10 protein-coding genes are annotated in these 19,089 nt (G+C 60.1%); 5 read left to right on the top strand and 5 right to left on the bottom strand.

Annotation, left to right across the window (positions count from 1 at the left end; genetic code table 11):
* Nucleotides 1–6 precede the first annotated feature (6 nt).
* The 3 genes from PspS49_RS13300 to cobM all read left to right on the top strand — a co-directional run bounded on the left by PspS49_RS13300 (nucleotide 7) and on the right by cobM (nucleotide 1,946).
* The gene (locus tag PspS49_RS13300) at nucleotides 7–708 is read left to right on the top strand and encodes a CbtA family protein (protein WP_160039697.1); all 702 of its coding nucleotides are present in this window, start codon (nucleotides 7–9) and stop codon (nucleotides 706–708) included.
* Nucleotides 705–1,118, top strand: coding sequence for a cobalamin biosynthesis protein (locus tag PspS49_RS13295; protein ID WP_127927090.1), 414 nt, complete (start codon nucleotides 705–707; stop codon nucleotides 1,116–1,118). The genes PspS49_RS13300 and PspS49_RS13295 overlap by 4 nt, the downstream gene beginning before the upstream one ends.
* An 81-nt stretch (nucleotides 1,119–1,199) precedes the next feature.
* On the top strand, nucleotides 1,200–1,946 hold the full coding sequence (cobM, locus tag PspS49_RS13290; protein WP_150752036.1) for a precorrin-4 C(11)-methyltransferase: 747 nt from the start codon (nucleotides 1,200–1,202) through the stop codon (nucleotides 1,944–1,946).
* Nucleotides 1,947–2,113: 167 nt separating this feature from the next.
* Here the strand turns inward: cobM and nfuA are convergent, their stop codons facing one another.
* The 3 genes from nfuA to PspS49_RS13275 all read right to left on the bottom strand — a co-directional run bounded on the left by nfuA (nucleotide 2,114) and on the right by PspS49_RS13275 (nucleotide 6,239).
* Nucleotides 2,114–2,698, bottom strand: coding sequence for a Fe-S biogenesis protein NfuA (gene nfuA, locus PspS49_RS13285; RefSeq protein ID WP_007912592.1), 585 nt, complete (start codon nucleotides 2,696–2,698; stop codon nucleotides 2,114–2,116).
* A gap of 57 nt (nucleotides 2,699–2,755) precedes the next feature.
* Entirely contained in the window at nucleotides 2,756–3,778 is a 1,023-nt protein-coding gene (locus PspS49_RS13280; protein ID WP_160039695.1) for an acyltransferase, read from the bottom strand.
* Between the two features lie 178 nt (nucleotides 3,779–3,956).
* On the bottom strand, nucleotides 3,957–6,239 hold the full coding sequence (locus tag PspS49_RS13275) for a fatty acid cis/trans isomerase (protein ID WP_160039693.1): 2,283 nt from the start codon (nucleotides 6,237–6,239) through the stop codon (nucleotides 3,957–3,959).
* Nucleotides 6,240–6,394: 155 nt separating this feature from the next.
* On the opposite strand from PspS49_RS13275, the gene metH reads away from it, so the two are divergent.
* The gene (gene metH / locus PspS49_RS13270) at nucleotides 6,395–10,105 is read left to right on the top strand and encodes a methionine synthase (RefSeq protein ID WP_150752034.1); all 3,711 of its coding nucleotides are present in this window, start codon (nucleotides 6,395–6,397) and stop codon (nucleotides 10,103–10,105) included.
* 46 nt (nucleotides 10,106–10,151) lie between these two features.
* Here the strand turns inward: metH and PspS49_RS13265 are convergent, their stop codons facing one another.
* Nucleotides 10,152–17,240, bottom strand: a complete 7,089-nt coding sequence (locus tag PspS49_RS13265) for a DUF6543 domain-containing protein (protein WP_160039691.1) — start codon at nucleotides 17,238–17,240, stop codon at nucleotides 10,152–10,154.
* A 168-nt stretch (nucleotides 17,241–17,408) separates the two neighbouring features.
* Between PspS49_RS13265 and PspS49_RS13260 the strand changes: the two genes are divergently transcribed.
* On the top strand, nucleotides 17,409–17,627 hold the full coding sequence (locus tag PspS49_RS13260) for a DUF2970 domain-containing protein (RefSeq protein WP_127927077.1): 219 nt from the start codon (nucleotides 17,409–17,411) through the stop codon (nucleotides 17,625–17,627).
* Nucleotides 17,628–17,632: 5 nt separating this feature from the next.
* On the opposite strand, the gene PspS49_RS13255 is transcribed toward PspS49_RS13260, so the two are convergent.
* The gene (locus tag PspS49_RS13255; RefSeq protein WP_160039689.1) at nucleotides 17,633–18,706 is read right to left on the bottom strand and encodes an ABC transporter substrate-binding protein; all 1,074 of its coding nucleotides are present in this window, start codon (nucleotides 18,704–18,706) and stop codon (nucleotides 17,633–17,635) included.
* Nucleotides 18,707–19,089 lie beyond the last annotated feature (383 nt).

Raw genomic sequence — 19,089 nt, 5'->3', positions numbered from 1 at the left:
GTCGACATGATCAAGCGTATTGCGCAAACCGCAGGTTTCACCGGTCTGCTGGCCGCCCTGCTCCTCACCCTGCTGCAAAGCTTCTGGGTGTCGCCGCTGATCCTTGAGGCGGAAACCTTCGAGAAAGCCGAACCGGTCGCTGAAGTTCATGAACACGCCGCAGGCACCGCTGCGCACACCCACGATGCTGAAGCCTGGGAGCCGGAAGACGGTTGGCAGCGCGTGGTTTCGACCACTGGCGGCAACCTGGTGGTGGCGGTGGGTTTCGCCCTGATGCTCGCGGGCCTGTACACCCTGCGCGCACCGACCAAAACCTCCCAAGGCTTGCTCTGGGGCCTGGCCGGTTACGCGACATTCGTACTGGCACCGACGATGGGCCTGCCACCTGAATTGCCGGGCACTGCCGCTGCTGATCTGGCCTCACGCCAGATGTGGTGGATCGGCACGGCCGCGTCGACCGCTGTCGGCCTGTCGTTGATTGCGTTCAGCCGTCACTGGCTGATGAAAATCCTCGGCGTGGCCATCCTTGCTGTGCCGCACGTAATCGGCGCACCCCAGCCGCAAGTGCATTCGATGCTCGCTCCCGAGGCATTGGAAGCTCAGTTCAAAATCGCTTCTCAGTTGACCAACGTGGTGTTCTGGCTGGCCCTCGGCCTGATCAGCGCCTGGTTGTTCCGCCGCAAAAGCGATGGCCAATACCACGCATGACCGATGACAGCGCAGCGCCGACCTTCGTGATCGGCCTGGGCTGCCAGCGCGGCTGCCCGGCCAGTACGCTGCGCGCGTTACTTGATCAGGCGTTACAGGCTCATCGGATTGAGCTGCAAGCAGTCAAGGCCTTGGCCAGTATCGACCTGAAGCGTGATGAGCCCGGTCTCCAGGAACTCGCCGCACAGCTGGCGCTGCCGTTGCTGTACTTCAGCAGCGCAGAACTGGCCAGTTATCAGGAACGACTCAGCCACCGTTCCGAGATCGCTTACGAACGTACCGGTTGCTATGGCGTCGCCGAAAGCGCCGCGCTGGCCCTTGCCGAACAGCTGATTCAGGCACCGGCAAAACTGCTGATTTCCCGGCAAAAATACGCTCAGGCCACCTTCGCATTGGCCGGCGCAGCATAAATTCCCGATAATCCTCGCCACCGATCATGAGCAATCTTCATCTGAAGCGATTGCCGTGCCCCTTTTTCACAGGATTCAACCATGACCGTCTACTTCATCGGTGCCGGCCCCGGCGACCCGGAACTGATCACTGTCAAAGGCCAGCGGCTGATTCGCAGCTGCCCGGTGATCATTTATGCAGGCTCGCTGGTACCGGCGGCGGTGCTGGACGGTCATCAAGCGCAAACCGTGGTCAACAGCGCTGAATTGCATCTGGAACAGATCATCGAATTGATCAAAACCGCGCACGCCAACGGTGATGATGTGGCGCGCGTGCATTCCGGTGATCCGAGCCTGTATGGCGCGATTGGTGAGCAGATTCGCTATCTGCGCGAGCTGGATATTCCGTTCGAGATTATTCCGGGAGTGACGGCAACGGCAGCCTGTGCGGCGTTGCTCGGCGCGGAACTGACGTTGCCGGACGTCTCGCAAAGCGTGATTCTGACCCGCTACGCCGATAAAACCGCGATGCCGGCCGGTGAGGAACTCGGCAGTCTGGCGCAGCATGGCGCGACCATGGCGATTCATCTGGGGGTTAACCATTTGCCGAAGATTCTGGTGGAACTGCTGCCGCATTACGGCGCGGATTGCCCGATTGCGGTGATTCACCGGGCGACGTGGCCGGATCAGGATTGGGTGGTGGGAACGCTGGCGGATATCGCCGGGAAGGTCGAGGCCAAAGGGTTTCGGCGTACGGCGTTGATTCTGGTGGGTCGCGTTTTGGGCAGTGAGGTGTTTAGCGAGTCATCGCTGTATCGCGCCGGGCATGCGCATTTGTACAGACCGTGAAATGGAACGCGGAGCGTCCCGGGCTGCATTCCCACGCAGAGCGTGGGAACGATCAAGGTGGGAGCGAGCCTGCTCGCGAAGGCGTCAGTACATTTCATCCATAAAAAACTCAGCCATAAAAAAACGGCGCTCACGGGGCGCCGTTTTTCATGTCCGCAGCGAACACCTTAGTAATAGGCGTTTTCTTTCTGCGTGTGGTCGGTCACGTCGCGTACGCCCTTCAGCTCAGGAATACGCTCAAGCAAGGTGCGCTCGATGCCTTCCTTCAAGGTCACGTCCGCCTGACCGCAGCCCTGGCAACCGCCACCGAACTGCAACACGGCGATGCCGTCTTCAACCACATCGATCAGGCTGACCTGACCGCCGTGGCTGGCCAGCCCCGGGTTGATCTCGGTTTGCAGGTAGTAGTTGATGCGCTCGTTGACCGGGCTGTCGGCGTTGACCATCGGGACTTTGGCGTTTGGCGCCTTGATGGTCAGCTGGCCGCCCATGCGGTCGGTGGCGTAGTCGACGACGGCGTCATCGAGAAACGCTTCGCTGAAATGATCGATATAAGCGGTGAAGCTTTTCAGCCCCAGCGCGGTGTCTTCAGGTTTTTCTTCGCCCGGCTTGCAGTAGGCAATGCAGGTTTCGGCGTACTGGGTGCCAGGCTGGGTGATGAAGACGCGGATGCCGATGCCCGGGGTGTTCTGCTTGGAGAGCAGATCAGCCAGGTAATCGTGGGCGGCGTCGGTAATGGTAATAGCGGTCATGGAAACTCCTCGCAGGCTTGGGCGCAGTTTACGCCAATCGTTGCGCCGGACAAAGTCCTAGTATTTTTGTCGGGAAAGATTCTCGTCGGGCTCGTCGTCGATTCGCGCCTTGAGCCAGCGATAGCTGCGTTTTTCCACCCATTCGTAGCTCAACCAGGAGCCGACGCCGATGGCCAGCGCACACACGACAAACATCAAATACGGGTTGATGCCGTAGCGTCGCGCGATAAATCCACCCACCGACAGCACCAGAACGTGCATCAAGTACACCGAATACGAGCAATCGCCGAGCAGTTTGAGCACGCGACTGCGCTCGACATAACGCTCAAGCGAGATACACGCCATCACCAGTACGGCGCTCGGCACACCCCAATTCAACAGCCTCGGCGCCGGTGCCCAGTGATAGATCGCCAGCAACGCAGCGCCAATCGCGGTCAGCGGCAGCCAGAAACCCGGGCCAATCCAGCCCCGGCGATAGAGCATGCCGATGCCGATCCCCAGCAGAAACTCGTAGACGATGTCCGAACGGTAAAACTCGCTAATCCAGCCAAACCCGGTCCACGCCTGACTCACTGCAAACAGCAGCGCCGCGACCACCAGCAGGCGCACCTGCAAGCGAAACAGCAGCGCCCAGGCGAACAGCACATAGAAAAGTATTTCGTAATTGAGCGTCCAGCCGACGTTCAACGTCGGATAGATGCCGTAACCGCCAGGGTTCTCAGTCGGAATGAACAGCAGCGACAACAGCAGATGACCCCAATCCACGGTCTGGTCAGGCAGCAACGGCTGGGCGAATACCACCAGCACCGCCATCAACAGCGTGTACAGCCAATACGCCGGGACGATGCGAAACAGCCGATAAAGCAGAAAACGCGCGGGCGGCAGCGGTTTGTTTTCGGTCGAGAGGAAAATCACCAGGCCGCTGATGACGAAGAAAATATCCACGCCCACTGCGCCTTTGTCGATGAACAGTTGCCCGATCGGCCCGCGTGCCTTGAAGTCGAAGAAAATCTGCATGAAGTGATGGCAGACCACCGTCCACGCGGCAAGCGCACGCAGGGCTTGCACTGAAATCAACATCACCTGCTCCCGATCACAACCTCAAATCCACCTCAATCCCTGTAGGAGCTGCGGCACGCTGCGATCTTTTGATCTTGATTCTGAAAGATCAAAAGATCGCAGCCTCGTTTCACTCGACAGCTCCTACAGGGGATTTGTGTGTTACCTGAAGCTGTGACAGTCGGCCTGTTTCAAACGATCAAAGATTCTCGTAGCGGTTCATGTCCAGCACACCCTCTTCCACCGGGTCGGTTTCGTGCAGGTACTGGCTCAGATCGTGGAAATAGAACCAGAATTGTGGATGACTACGGCGGATCCCCCAACGTTCGACGATTTTCTCGAAGCGGTTGGCGTCTTTGGCGTTTTCCATTGCATCGACAAACGCCGGCACCTGATCGGCCGGGACATTAAAGATGAAGTTCGGATAACTGCTGAGCACGCCCGGGTAAATGGTCAGTGTGTCCAGCCCGGGCTGATAGCGCAGCGACTCACCGAGCAGGAACGCCACGTTGCTGTGTGCACGATTGCGCAGCAGGCTGTAGACCTCGCGTTTGCCGCTGGCGGTTTCAATGCGCAGCATCGTCGCTTCCGGCAACTGCTCGATCACCTTCAAACCGGCCGCCGGACGTGAGGTCAGGCGACTCAAGGCCTGTTCGGCATTTTGCAGCCCCGGGTCGATATTCGGCCGCGAGCAATAAGCGCCATCGCAGCGATTGATCGGATCGGGCCGCGCATTGAGATCGCCGTAACGCGCCAGTAATTGCATGGCGAAGTCGTATTTCGGGTCTTTCTCGTCGAGTTTCAGCGCGGTCGGCTTATCGTCGTCAATCGCTTCGTAATCGAGCCACATCTTGAACTGGCCGCTGCTCTGATACCAATCGTCGAGGTAATCCTCGCGGGAATCGGCGGGCATCAGGCGCAGGAAGTTTTGCTCGGCGCCGTTGCGGATCAGATCGAAATACAGGCGGGTTTGCGCCTGATGGGAGACGTTGCCGAACACGTCGAAGTTGACCGCCAACTGGTAATAGGTGCGTTCGAGCAAGGGATAGTCGAACAGCCACATCGTCTGCGGCACCTCGCCAATCAAGCCTTTGGTCACCGAAGCGCTGTCGAAGTGGCGGAAGATGCTCAGCAACGCGTTGTCGTTGCCGGCCCACAACGTCGACCAGCTCGGCGCGGGCACATCGGCGTAGCTGTCGCGGCGCAGGGCCTCGTACTCATTACGTTTGTTGCGATAGTTGTGCCACAGACTCAACACACTGCCGACATCGTCGTTCTGCCCCGGCATGGCCAGCAACGGTGTGGCCTGACCGCGATAATTCGGGTCGGTGATATAGAGGTCGTGTTCCGGTGCCTGGAACAGTGCCCAGAAGTTGTCGCGGATCACGTCGGTCGCAATCTGCCCCCGGCACACCGGGCCGCGAATAAACGTGCGGACGAAGTATTCGGCGTTGTCGAGCATGAACTGGTAACGCGCCTGCGCCGGAATCGCTTCGAACGTCGCGAATGGATTGGCACGGCTCTGCGGGCCGTAACCGGGCAACGCATTGACCTGCCAGTTGCCGCTGTAGAACAGGCTTTTCACCCGCGCCATCTTCGCCGCGCTCAGCGGGTAGGTGATGTGGGTTTTATGCACAATCACGCCCTGCACCGGCCACAAGCGGTAATACACCTGAGTGCCCGGATCGTCGTTGGGACGACGGGTGGCAATCAGGTCGATCGGCTGACCGCTGGGTGTACGTGATCGCACCCACTGGAAATAATGCCCAGGCTCGCCGTCCTTGAAGTAGATGTGCGCGAGGTACCAGTGCTCGTACAACCAGCGGCCGACCAGACTCTGCCGGGCGCCGGGGGTGTTGAGCAGGTTTTCCCACTGAACGATCTGCAGCGCCTCTTTCGCGCTCGGCGCCAGGCCTTGTTCGTCAATCGGCGCACCCGAGGCCAGCCAGCGCTGCAGCGTCTGATATTGCTGATCGGTCAGCCCGGTCACCGCCAGTGGCATGCCCTCTTTCGGATGGGCACCGGCGTAGCCTTCAAACTCGGCGGGCAGCGAGCACATGTTCTCGCGGTTCAGGCCCAGCACAATCTCTTCCGGGAGTTTGGCGTTCGGCGTCAATGGCGTTTTATGCCCCAGCTCGAGCATGCGCGCCATCAGCGCCGCCTGACTGCCCTGCGCATCGAGCACCGAATAGAAGTCTTTCTGCTGCCAGGCACGTTTGCCGAAGGCGTCGTAGAACAGCCGAGTGGTCGGTGCCGCTTGTGTGCGCTCGCCGTCATAGACCGGCATCTTGCTCGCGCCACGGGCCGCGCCCTCGCCACTGCCCAGATTCAATTGGCAGGCCGAGTCGTAGCAGGCGTGGCAGGCCACGCACTTCTCGGTGAAGATCGGTTGGATATCACGGCTGTATGAGATCGTGGGCTCTTGCGCAACGGCGCCCCAGCTTAAGAACAGCAAAACCATGCTGATGACGCGGTACGACATGCCCTTGATCCCGATCCTGAAAAAAACGCCGCGAGTCTACAGTATGACGCTCGTACCAACATGAACGATATTCATGCAAAAGCCCCACATGCTCTAAAAGCGCACAGGTTTGCTATGATCCCGCTCCTTCGTAATGGTCTTTCCGAGTAGTCCAAATGTCCGATCGCAGCGTCCGCCTTCAAGCTCTCAAGCAAGCTCTCAAAGAGCGCATCCTGATACTCGACGGCGGTATGGGCACGATGATCCAGAGCTACAAGCTCGAAGAGCAGGATTATCGCGGCAAACGCTTCGCGGACTGGCCGAGTGACGTCAAGGGCAACAACGACCTGCTGGTGATCACCCGTCCGGACGTGATCGGCGGCATCGAGAAAGCCTACCTGGATGCCGGCGCCGACATCCTCGAGACCAACACCTTCAACGCTACGCGCATTTCCATGGCCGACTACGGTATGGAAGAACTGGCCTACGAACTAAACGTAGAAGGCGCACGTCTGGCCCGCAAGGTCGCCGACGCCAAGACCGCCGAGAACCCGGCCAAGCCGCGTTTCGTCGCCGGCGTGCTCGGTCCGACCAGCCGCACCTGTTCGCTGTCGCCGGACGTCAACAACCCCGGCTATCGCAACGTCACCTTCGATGAGCTGGTGGAGAACTACACCGAAGCCACCAAAGGCCTGATCGAGGGCGGCGCGGACCTGATCCTGATCGAAACCATTTTCGACACCCTCAACGCCAAAGCGGCGATCTTCGCTGTGCAAGGCGTGTTCGAAGAGCTGCACATCGAACTGCCGATCATGATTTCCGGGACCATCACCGACGCTTCCGGCCGCACCCTGTCGGGCCAGACCACCGAAGCGTTCTGGAACTCGGTGGCGCACGCCAAGCCAATCTCCGTCGGCCTCAACTGCGCGCTCGGCGCCAGTGAACTGCGTCCGTACCTGGAAGAGCTGTCGAACAAGGCCAGCACCCACGTTTCCGCGCACCCGAACGCCGGCCTGCCGAACGAATTCGGCGAGTACGACGAACTGCCGTCGGAAACGGCGAAGGTCATCGAAGAGTTTGCCCAGAGCGGCTTCCTCAACATCGTCGGCGGTTGCTGTGGCACCACGCCAGGGCACATCGAAGCCATCGCCAAAGCCGTCGCCGGTTACGCACCGCGTGAAATTCCGGACATTCCCAAGGCTTGCCGCCTCTCGGGTCTGGAGCCGTTCACCATCGATCGCAACTCGCTGTTCGTTAACGTCGGCGAGCGCACCAACATCACCGGCTCGGCGAAGTTCGCCCGTCTGATCCGTGAAGACAACTACACCGAAGCGCTGGAAGTCGCCCTGCAACAGGTCGAAGCTGGCGCGCAGGTGATCGACATCAACATGGACGAAGGGATGCTCGATTCGAAGAAGGCCATGGTGACCTTCCTCAATCTGATCGCCGGTGAACCGGACATCTCGCGCGTGCCGATCATGATCGACTCGTCGAAATGGGAAGTCATCGAAGCCGGCCTGAAGTGCATTCAGGGCAAAGGCATCGTCAACTCGATCAGCATGAAAGAAGGCGTCGAGCAGTTCATCCATCACGCCAAATTGTGCAAGCGCTACGGCGCTGCGGTGGTGGTGATGGCGTTCGACGAAGCCGGCCAGGCCGACACCGAAGCGCGCAAGAAAGAAATCTGCAAACGCTCCTACGACATTCTGGTCAACGAAGTCGGCTTCCCGCCGGAAGACATCATCTTCGACCCGAACATCTTTGCCGTCGCCACCGGCATCGAAGAACACAACAACTACGCTGTGGACTTCATCAACGCCTGTGCCTACATCCGCGACGAACTGCCGTATGCGCTGACCTCGGGCGGCGTGTCCAACGTGTCGTTCTCGTTCCGTGGCAACAATCCGGTGCGTGAAGCAATTCACTCGGTGTTCCTGCTGTACGCGATCCGCGCAGGCCTGACCATGGGCATCGTCAACGCCGGGCAGCTGGAGATCTACGACCAGATCCCGCAGGAACTGCGCGATGCCGTGGAAGACGTGATCCTCAACCGCACCCCGGAAGGCACCGACGCCCTCCTCGCCATCGCCGACAAGTACAAGGGCGACGGCAGCGTCAAGGAAGCCGAGACCGAAGAGTGGCGCAGCTGGGAGGTCAACAAGCGTCTGGAACATGCGCTGGTCAAAGGCATCACCACGCACATCGTTGAAGACACCGAAGAGTCGCGCCAGTCGTTCGCCCGCCCGATCGAAGTGATCGAAGGCCCGCTGATGTCCGGCATGAACATCGTCGGCGACCTGTTCGGCGCCGGCAAAATGTTCCTCCCGCAAGTAGTGAAATCCGCCCGCGTAATGAAGCAGGCCGTGGCCCACTTGATCCCGTTCATCGAACTGGAAAAAGGCGACAAGCCGGAAGCCAAGGGCAAGATCCTCATGGCCACCGTAAAAGGCGACGTGCACGACATCGGCAAGAACATCGTTGGCGTGGTACTCGGTTGCAACGGCTATGACATCGTCGACCTCGGCGTGATGGTCCCGGCGGAGAAGATCCTGCAGGTAGCCAAAGAGCAGAAGTGCGACATCATCGGTCTCTCTGGTCTGATCACACCGTCGCTGGATGAAATGGTCCACGTCGCTCGCGAGATGCAGCGTCAGGACTTCCATCTGCCGCTGATGATCGGTGGCGCAACCACCTCCAAAGCGCACACGGCAGTGAAGATCGAGCCGAAGTACAGCAACGATGCCGTGGTCTACGTGACCGACGCCTCCCGTGCGGTAGGTGTAGCAACCCAGTTGCTGTCCAAGGAACTGAAGGCCGGTTTCGTCGAGAAGACGCGTCTGGAATACGTCGATGTGCGCGAACGCACCTCGAATCGCAGTGCCCGTACCGAGCGCCTGAGCTACGCCGCCGCGATTGCCAAGAAGCCGCAGTTCGACTGGGCGGCGTACCAGCCGGTCAAACCGAGCTTCACCGGCAGCAAGGTGCTGGACAACATCGATCTCAAGGTTCTGGCCGAATACATCGACTGGACGCCGTTCTTCATCTCCTGGGATTTGGCCGGCAAGTTCCCGCGCATCCTTGAAGACGAAGTGGTCGGTGAAGCCGCCACCGCGCTGTACAAGGACGCGCAAGAGATGCTCGCCAAACTGATCGACGAGAAGCTGATCAGCGCCCGTGCGGTGTTCGGTTTCTGGCCGGCCAATCAGGTGCATGACGACGACATCGAACTGTACGGCGATGACGGCCAGCCATTGGCCAAACTGCATCACCTGCGCCAGCAGATCATCAAGACCGACGGCAAACCAAACTTCTCGCTGGCCGACTTCGTGGCGCCGAAGGACAGCGAAGTGACCGACTACGTCGGTGGTTTCATCACCACCGCCGGCATCGGCGCCGAAGAAGTCGCCAAGGCTTATCAGGACGCTGGCGACGACTACAATTCGATCATGGTCAAAGCCTTGGCCGACCGTCTGGCCGAAGCTTGCGCCGAATGGCTGCACCAGCAGGTGCGTAAAGAGCACTGGGGTTATGCCAAGGGTGAAACCCTCGACAACGAAGCGCTGATCAAAGAGCAATACAGCGGCATCCGCCCTGCTCCGGGTTACCCGGCGTGCCCGGATCACACCGAGAAGGCGGCGTTGTTTGCCCTGCTCGATCCGGAAGCTGAAGAGATGCGCGCTGGTCGCAGCGGAGTGTTCCTCACCGAGCACTACGCGATGTTCCCGGCGGCTGCCGTCAGCGGCTGGTACTTCGCCCATCCGCAGGCGCAGTACTTTGCCGTGGGCAAGATCGACAAGGATCAGGTCGCCAGCTACACCTCGCGTAAAGGCCAGGAGTTGAGCGTGACCGAGCGCTGGCTGGCACCGAACCTCGGCTACGACAACTGAAACCCGCCAAGGACCTGGGCGCTCAGCCCCAGGTCCGTTCAGTCACTCATTGGCGTCTTGAGGGCCCCGGTTGCGGTGACGATGGCGCGGGGGGTGCATCGATAACCACCGTCGCCAGCTTTTGCAGTTCCGTTCGGGACAGCTCCTTCAGCCTGTCGGCGCGTGCCAGCGCCAACTCGATCTCCAGCAGGTTCATGGCCTGCAGATAGCGTTCGCGTGACGCGTCATCGCCGTGTTTGTCCGGATGGGCGTCCTCGACCTCTTCCAGGCGTTGTGTGGCGTTGCGTTCCAGTTCGTCGAAAACGTCAGGGTAAATATCTTTCAGGTAACGACTCCAGTAATCCCGCGAGATCAGGTCGTCGAGGAACAGGCTGGACGCCTCATCCGCCAACACCGCAGCCCGAGCATCGATCAAGCGCTGCCCGCTGATCGGCGTGTCGTACAGCGCGTGTTCCGGCTGGCCCGGCAACTCCAGCCCGTCCGGCCAGCCGCGAGTCATGCCGATCCGGTAGCGCAGGCGGATTTGCGCCCGGTCCTGATGGCGTCCGGCAGCTTCTGCCAACCTGTCGACCCGCTCCAGTCGAAACAGCCGTCGAGTCAGATCGAGCAAGGCCCGTCCGCGAAGGTCCGGGCGGTCGTGCGGAATATCGCGCAGCGCGGTGTATTCATAAGCGCGCACCTCCAGCTCGCTGAACGTCAGAATTCGGCCATCCGGACACGCACCGTGCGTCTCGGCGTTGTGGAACATCAATTCGCGCAGTTCGCTGTTTTCACTGGCAGCCTCCATGACACGCCACAACCTTTGGGTCAGATCGGCGCGCGCAAGGCGAAAGTCCTGGGCATAACGCAACAGGTAGATCAGCTGAAAAAAACGCTCGTGATTCGGTTCTTCCGCCAACCGCGTCCAAAGGGTTGTTCGCGTGGTGGCCAATGCCGGCGGAGCACCCGCCAGCCAGGGATTCAATGATTCAGGCGATATAGCCAGAGCCGGATCAAAGAGCGGTTCAACGGGCGCCACCACGGCATGTATATCAATGCCGACAGCTCCCTCGGCAGAACCGTTGCTGTCACTGCCCGCCTCTGAAAAACCGCTTTCGTCGATGCCAAAGACTTGCGCGTCGATCATGCCGTCAATGTCCTCGCGCGCAATGCCCAATAGCTCCGGAGCGTGGTTGACGCGGCTGTGGAACCTGAGTCGCTGCAACGCGTGAAGTGACAGTTCCGTGTTCTCCGACAAGTCTGTGCCCGCGATCAGTTGCGCGTGACTACCGTCGAAGATTTCATCGGGAATGTCGGTGATGTCGTTGCCACTGAGGTTCAACGTCCGCAGGTTTGGCGCTTCGAGTACAGCGCCGGGCCAATCAATCAGCTCGTTGAAGCGCAGATCAAGCGTTTCGACAGCAGCTAATCCAGGCGGGTTGAATACCTGAAGATCGTTATAACTGAGGTCGAGCCAGCGCAACCGGGTACTAGCGAGCAACGGATAGACGCTGGTGGCGCTGGACAGCTCGCAATACTGCATTTCCAGGCGCTCCAGCTGACTCATGTGCAGTAACGGCAGGGGAACACCCATCAGCTGATTGCCACTGAGCCTCAACGTCCTGAGATTGGCAAAGGCTTGCAGAAAACCGGATGCGCCGGCGGTGGTCATACCCACACCGCTCAGATCCAGCACGGTGACGCTCACAAGCGGCACCATCAGGCTTGGCAAATCGCCGGTCTGCAAGCCCTCAAGGCTGAGCGTCAGCCCTTCTGCACCGGGGCCATGCCCGAGTCCCGCAAGCCAGGCATCGCGGATACGTACCGCAGCGCGGGAACGGCTTTGCGCAGACACTCGGCGCTCGCCCGTGGACACACCCCGCGTAAACAGCCAGCCGTTCAACTGCCGGATCAGTCCTTCGCAAGCCTGATGCCATTGAGCGATTTGCGCGGGTTCGGGAAGCGCCATTAACAGGCTCCTCAACGACCAGCCCGACTGGCTCGGCAAAGTGTTGTCAGGGACGGGCTCCTCGGCAAAACGCGCGAGTGAGCCTTCGGGTAACACGACGTCGTGTTCGATGCGCTGTAACGCGGCGTTCAGGGCAGCCTCACCGGCAGGACTGAACGCATTGCCGCGCAGATTGACTTTCATCAGCGCGTGCGGATCGGCCAAGACTTGTGGCGAGAGCGCGGCGATCGCGTTGTCACGCAAGTCGAGCCAGTACAACTGCTCAAGACGCTCGGCACCGGCAGGCCAGGCTTGCAAGCGCGTCGCTCTGAGGTTCAGCGCCTGAAGCTGGCTGAAGGCACTTGCATCCAGTTGGCCCAGCGGGTTGGCTTGCAGGTTCAGGCTTCTGAGTCGCTGCAGACCATTGAATTGCGCCTGCACCGCCGGGGTGACCACGATGCTGTTGGCCGATACGTCGAGTTGCATCAACGCTGGCAGATCAGCAGCGGCAAACGGTAACTCAGTGAAATTGTTCCCCGTCATGACCAGCGTTTCGGTCGCACTGAACCCCCGGATAAAGGCCCGCGCCTGCCCGACGGGAACATCCAGCTGCCCCAGACGCAGTGTGCGGATGTGGGCAAAGCTACCGGCGGGCAAGGGAGGCAATTCGATGATTTGCTCCATGCCTGCCTGCTCAACCAGCCCCACTCTCGATACCGGCAATTCAAACGTGGCAATGTCGCCGGGCACGCCATAACGTTGGCGGATGGCGGCATTCCAGCTTTGCTTGAGGGCGCGTAAAGTCGCCGCGTTGCGCCCCGTTGCCCATTGCCAGCGGAGCCCTGTAAAGCGCATCGCCTGCGGATGGGTCGGCATATGAAACCGGGCAAAGATTGCGTCGTGCTCAGCCCTGAGTCGGGCAATCGCCGTCATTCGCGCCTCGGGCGTTGTCCATGCGGCATCGAAGCTTGCCGGTAAGGGGTCGTGCGGATCGGGCAAGGTCGCCATGAAGTCCAGCTCCGCCCGGCAATACTGGCTGACCATCTGATTCAGATCGACCAGATGGCCGAGCTCACCGGAGTAGTTGCGGACATATTCGTAAGCACGCATGAACTGCGCCGGAGCCAGCGCCGCCCAGTCCAGCGACAAACCGGACCAGAGCCGCTCTTGTCCGCTATACAGGGATTCGGGCAGCGCGCGGATTGCGCTGTGCGTCAGATCCAGACGTTGCAGTTGCGCAAGCCCCTCGACGTACGCCGGCCATTGCCATAACGCATAGGGCGCGTCGATGCGCAAGGTACGCAAGTGCCGCAAAGGGCTCAGATCCAGCGCATGCAGGCTTCTGGCATCGAAGCCGGCATAGTCGAGGTGCAGCGTTTCCAGCGACGTAAGCGTGCCCAGCGTTGCCGGAAAATCCGCCGCCAGTACCGGCGCATGGGTGGAAAAGCGCAGGCTGACAAGCCGGGGCAACCGGGCGACCGCCGACGGCACTGACGTGAGCGGACGGGTTCTGGACGACAGGTATTCGAGACCCCGCTCAAGGTTGCCTATCGACAGATGAGTCACCTCGGGAAACTGCGCCAGAAAGGCATTCGCATTAGCGTCCGTCAAGCCGCTGCCAGCCACCGACAGCTCGCGTATGTGAACAAAAGAAGTGTTCAGCTCTGGCAACGGCGCATCACACACCAGCGACAAGCGTGCTGCGTCCGCAACCTGCGCGGCGAGTGGTGCGTTGCGCCAGGCGTCCCGGACGGCCTGGGCAAACCGCAATCTGCCCTGCGCGGCCTCGCTGCCGGACGGACCGGCCTGCCACTGGTCAAGCGCAGCGTTGAGCCCTTCCCACTCACGTCGGCGCGTCTGCAGCACCGAGTAGATTTGCTGGTCAGTCCGGCCACGTTGCTGCTGGAGAAATGCCTCTGCCTGTTGCGGCCCCGGATAGAGGTCCATCACCCGTACCCAAAGCGAGGGACGCAGGCCGGAGCCTCGCCCACTCGCGTAATAGCCCTTCAGCGTGGCGCCAACTCGGCTCGGCGCTTTGAACCGCTTGGCCTGTGGCGCCAGCAATTGCGCAACACCCTCACGGTGCTTGAGCGCAGACTCGATAACCTTGCGCTGCAACTGATGACTTCGGCTGCCATCGCTCAAGCCCATCGCGGCAGCATCGTCATCGGGCAGCACGCGCATGATCGCGCGGTAAAAGCTGTCAGCCGGTCTGGGCGTGCTGTTCAGCGGCTGCCCTCGGTCGTCGAAGGCCTGATAAAACGGCCCGTCCTTGATCAGATAGGTTCGGTTGGCCGCGGAGTTTTCACCGAGGCTGTCGAGCAACGCGCCAGTCGGACTGCCCTCGCGAATCTCCAGACGTAACGACTGCGGCCAGCCCGGCAACTGTGACATCGCGTGCAAAGCGAGGCGGCGGCTATCCGCCGACGCGAGGTTTTCGCTGTGCAAACCGGCAAATGCGCGAGTCTGGCGACCGCGACCGGCATGCCAGCGCGCCTCTTCAAGCAGGTTCAGCGGTGCCCGTTTGATGGTGTCCAGACGCACCAGCTCCGCCGGCGTGGCGTGATCGAGCACATCCTGCGCGGCAGCCTCGCTCAGACCGGGCGTTTCGCGTCGCAGGATACGCAGGCGAACACTGTCCGGCTCACTGCTGCGGTACAGGCTGTCAACAATTGAAGCCTGGCGCGTATAAACATGCTCCGCCAACTGCCGGCCGAACGCCTCGGGCCTCGCTACGCGAAATTGCGCGGTGGCCCTGCCAAGCAAATAGTTGATCTCGTTCTCTTCCAGTGCCGCAAGAATCCGCTCAGGCATTTCCCCATTCAGCACCTGTGCGCGCGTGAGCTGGATCGCTGGTTTGGTGCTGACGCCGGGCACGGTTTTTTCGCTGCCATAGCCAATCGCCGGCCCCGACAGCTCGGGGCCGGCGAAGACCTCCAATTCCCGATCGTACGGCCAGCGCGGCATGTGCGTGACCTGCGGTAAAGCAAGCAAATAACGATCATCAATCGGTGTCGCACCGCGTAATTGCTCGATCATTTGCGCGACCTGCGCATCGGCTTTGAACAAGCGCAGGGCGTCGCGCAATTCGGGCGGCGCGCACGCGTGATCCAGGTGCATCTTGCGTAAGCTGTTTTCGCTGACGCCGCTGACGTCGGCCAGCGTCAGTAACGTTTCATCGGACAGCCCATCGGTGACATGCCCCATGCGCCGCAACAGCGTCAGGCGATTCCAGCTCATCGGTTGTTCCAGCGTATGGCGCCAGGCACCTTGGCCATTGTGTTGCAGCACTGGTTGGTAAGCGTTGGGCGCACCGGGATGTTTGATCCGCCACTGCGCGGTGGCCGGATCGACAATCAGCTCGTAGACCTTTTCGCCCTGACGCAGATACGTTTTGCCGTTGAGTTGATAGCGACCCAGCTGATCCGGGCCGGTCGCGGCGCTTAAGCTGATGTCTTGCTCATAGCCGCTCAGATCTGCTTTCCACAGGCGTGTTTCCCCGTTGGGCAAGGTCACCGGGTGCAAGTCCTCGATCACCGGTTCCGGCTTGACCGCCGTGAGCTTGCTGAGCCCAGCCCCGGCAGCGCTCATTACGCCGATGAGGGCGAGGTTTTCCGCGACATCGATCAAATGCGCCTTGGCAGCGTGCTTGTCGCCCTCACTCCATTCGAGCGCGCCCTCGAAGGTTTCGTACAGCAGTTGCCCCGCCATGATCGCCAGCATGACCTCGCCGAGAACCGGCACGAACATGGACACCAGGTTGAGCGCCAGCAGCCCGACTTGCAGCAGGGCCGCAAGCTTTGCATCGCGCACCTTGGCGTCGATGTCACTCGACGGCACCGCATGACTACGAGCATCGGCCAGTACTTTGTCGCGATGCCGCTCATACAGCCTGGCCCAGAGGTCGCTGTTTTCAGCCCATGGATCGTGTTCGTCTCGCGCAATGATCGAAACGCCAATATAGGGATCAGGATCCGGCTGCATTTCCGGGTGTTCGGGTGGCAATTCCCGGAAATCGACAAAAGCCGACAGCAAGCCGAAGGCCGCTGGAATTCTGCGCCAGGACGACGAAATGACACTCGGCGGTGAATCGCCAGACTCGCGCACGAACTGACTGAAATAGTAAGGGCGCTGGTCGTAAGGCAGGAACTGGCTGAAGAACCGCTGGTAAGGCGTCGGCTCGGCACTCTGCGCGGTTTGTGCATCCCGGGCAGTCAACCGGTGCTTGAACGTCTCCTCCATTTGCGTCCCGGTGTAGCGCTTCAGCGGATGCTCAGGATCATTGGGCACGTAGACAATGACCGCTTCAGGGGCCCGACGCCTCTGGCCGATAGCAAAAGCGACGCAGCCGGTCAGTCTGTGTCGCATCAGGCCCAGATCATGAAACCAGACCTGTCTGCCGCGCACTTCAGGATGTTTTTCACCGGCGATGACCGAGAGGATCATCGCGTGATCTTCCGGCCGAATATCCTTGGTCAGCAACGCTTGCTCGGCCGCCGCCCGCATGGCGGCTTTCTGGCTGGCAATGAACTGCGTGCGTAATGTCTTTGCCAGGTCTGGGTCCGCAGTGTGGAAAAACGCCTTGAGATACGCCTGGTACTTCGCGCCAAGGTCCAGATGACGGCACAAACGCAGAAACTCCATAACGCTCAGGTTGACCGTTACCGGGGCAAAAGTACCGGCCGTGGTGGTTTCTTCCTCAAAACCCGAACTGTCGTGAAAGGCACCGGGCAGGCATTCGCGGATTTCGAAATTGTGCAGTGCAGCCTGAAGCATCGTCAGGTTCAAGACTTCGAATGAGCCGATTTCCACACTGAAAATACTCACGGCCAAAGAACGCCTGAGGCTGAGGAAAGTCTTGTCGACATCGACAGTGATCTTGTAGTGCTCGTGCAGCGTTTGCGTCAGTAGCGGCCGGGCAAACGCGTCGATGTCCTTGAGCGGGGACATTGTTTTGTCCAGTGCAGACTGGGCCATGACACTGTCCCTGAAACTGCTGTCCAGCGCCTGGCGTTGCTGCGACGACGCTTGTCTGTACCAGGCCGGTATCACTGGCCTGGCCTGTTTGATCTCATTCTTCCTTTGCGCAGCAGCGTCGACCAGCCATTGCGCAACCGCGCCTTCGAGATACTCAGCGTGGAGACTGCCCGTGACCACAGGTTTGGCCGGTTTGTCGTTGACCTGCTGGGGGCTGGAATCGGGGGACATACATCGCTCCTGTAAATGGAGCGTCAGCAGACCATCCCGGGCGAACGCCTCTGCGGTACATAGTTATCGCGCCATGACGCAGTTGTAACGATATGTCTGGGCGGCCACCTCAGGCGCCTGCGCGTATTTTGACTATGCTTGTGAGGCACGATTTTCAAAGAGGGATTTATGGACGATCCAGTCGACAACAAGCCACCGACCTTCTGGCAGATGCTGCACAGCGTGATGGCTGCGGCATTCGGTGTGCAGAGCGGCAAGAACCGGGCAAGGGACTTCACCCATGGCAAGCCCAGCCATTTCGTCATCCTGGGCATTCTCTTCACCGCGGTGTTTGCGCTGGCATTGTTTGCCATCGTCAAACTGGTGCTGCATTTCGCCGGGGTCTGATGCGGTCAGCGCATCAGCGTCTGCAAGTTGAACGGGTAGCGGTAGGAATCCGGCTGCCCCTTGGCTGAGAGCTTGCGGAAATTCACGCCGTAGTTCGGCGACTTGCCCATGGCCAGCATTTGTCGGGCATGCTGTTTGTCGATCAATTGCAGCAAGGGAATCTGTCGGTCGCGGCCACCGTAACGATCCAGTTCGACGCCTTGCGCAACGTCATGCACCTCGACCAACGCCCAGCCACCCAGGGTGAAATGCTCGCCAACCAATGCGCTCAGGCGTCCGTCGACCAATGCCTGCAAGGCTGCCGGTGAGGTGTTGACCGCGCTGAACAATGCATCTTTGCCGGGGACTTTGCCCGTCTCGGCATACGCACGCATCGCGCCGAAGGCCATTTCATCATTGGCCGACCACACCAGCGACACCTTCGGGTAACGGGCAAACAGCTGTTTGGCCTGCTCATAGGCGCGTTCTTGCGTCCAGCCGCTGTAAACCAGCTGTCGCAAGCGTGTCTGTGGGTGTTCGGCCAACGCCCGCTGCATGCCGCGCTCGCGCAGTTGCGCCGAAGGGGTGACCTTCAGCCCGGAAAACGCCAACACTTCAATCGGCTCAGTGCCTGCCGCAGCCGGATGCAGGCGGATCAACTCCTTCATCATCAAGTAGCCGCCCTCCTCGTCATTCGGCACCAGACTGCCGATGCGATCGTCACGCTCGCCGACCAGCGCCTGTTGGTCAGGTGTCAGCACGGCGTTGACCATGAAGAGCTTCACGCCGCTGTTCTCGGCCAGGCGCAGGATTTGCGGGGCGACGTATTGTTCATTGACGAAAATCAGGTAGTCGGGACGATTCGGCCCCTGCAACGCCAGGCGTGCCTGCGCCAGGGTCAATTCGGGCTGGCGCTGGGAATAGAGGATGTGCAGATCGATACCCAGATCCCGGGCGGCCGCCTGCATGAATTGCGAATAACTGACCCAGAAGGTTTCCTGCGTCGAGCCCGGATTCAGAAACAGCACAGACTCGGCCCGCGCGCCGCTCTGGAACAGCGCGCCGAACAACAGAAGACTGATGTGGAAGAGCTTGAACATGAAACATCCGGGCCCAAGGAAAAATGGCCGCGCATTATAGCCATCGATCCACCGGCTATTGATGCCTGATCCCGTTTTTGTCCGACAATTCGTCGGGTGCGGGCCCGGATGGGTCGTTTACTGATGGCTGACCCAGAATACCGCTGTTCCTACTACGAGAATGATCAGGAACAAAATGGCCCACGCATCGACACTGCTGTCGCTTTTTCTTGCCTTGGTCGGGTTGCTCATTGCATCGCCTCTTGTCGGTTTTATCGGTGATTGCAGAAAGACTCGACCACAGTTAAGACGATGATTGTCCGCACGACAAATGTGGGTTAGTTGACAGCCATTCTCGTTAGGCGATTTGGTTCTTTCCATATACTCAAACATCACTTTTGCGC

The sequence above is a fragment of the Pseudomonas sp. S49 genome (assembly GCF_009866785.1).
Lineage (GTDB): Bacteria > Pseudomonadota > Gammaproteobacteria > Pseudomonadales > Pseudomonadaceae > Aquipseudomonas.
The sequence above is the reverse complement of the archived record's forward strand: the minus strand, read 5'-3'. Positions and strand labels throughout refer to the sequence as shown.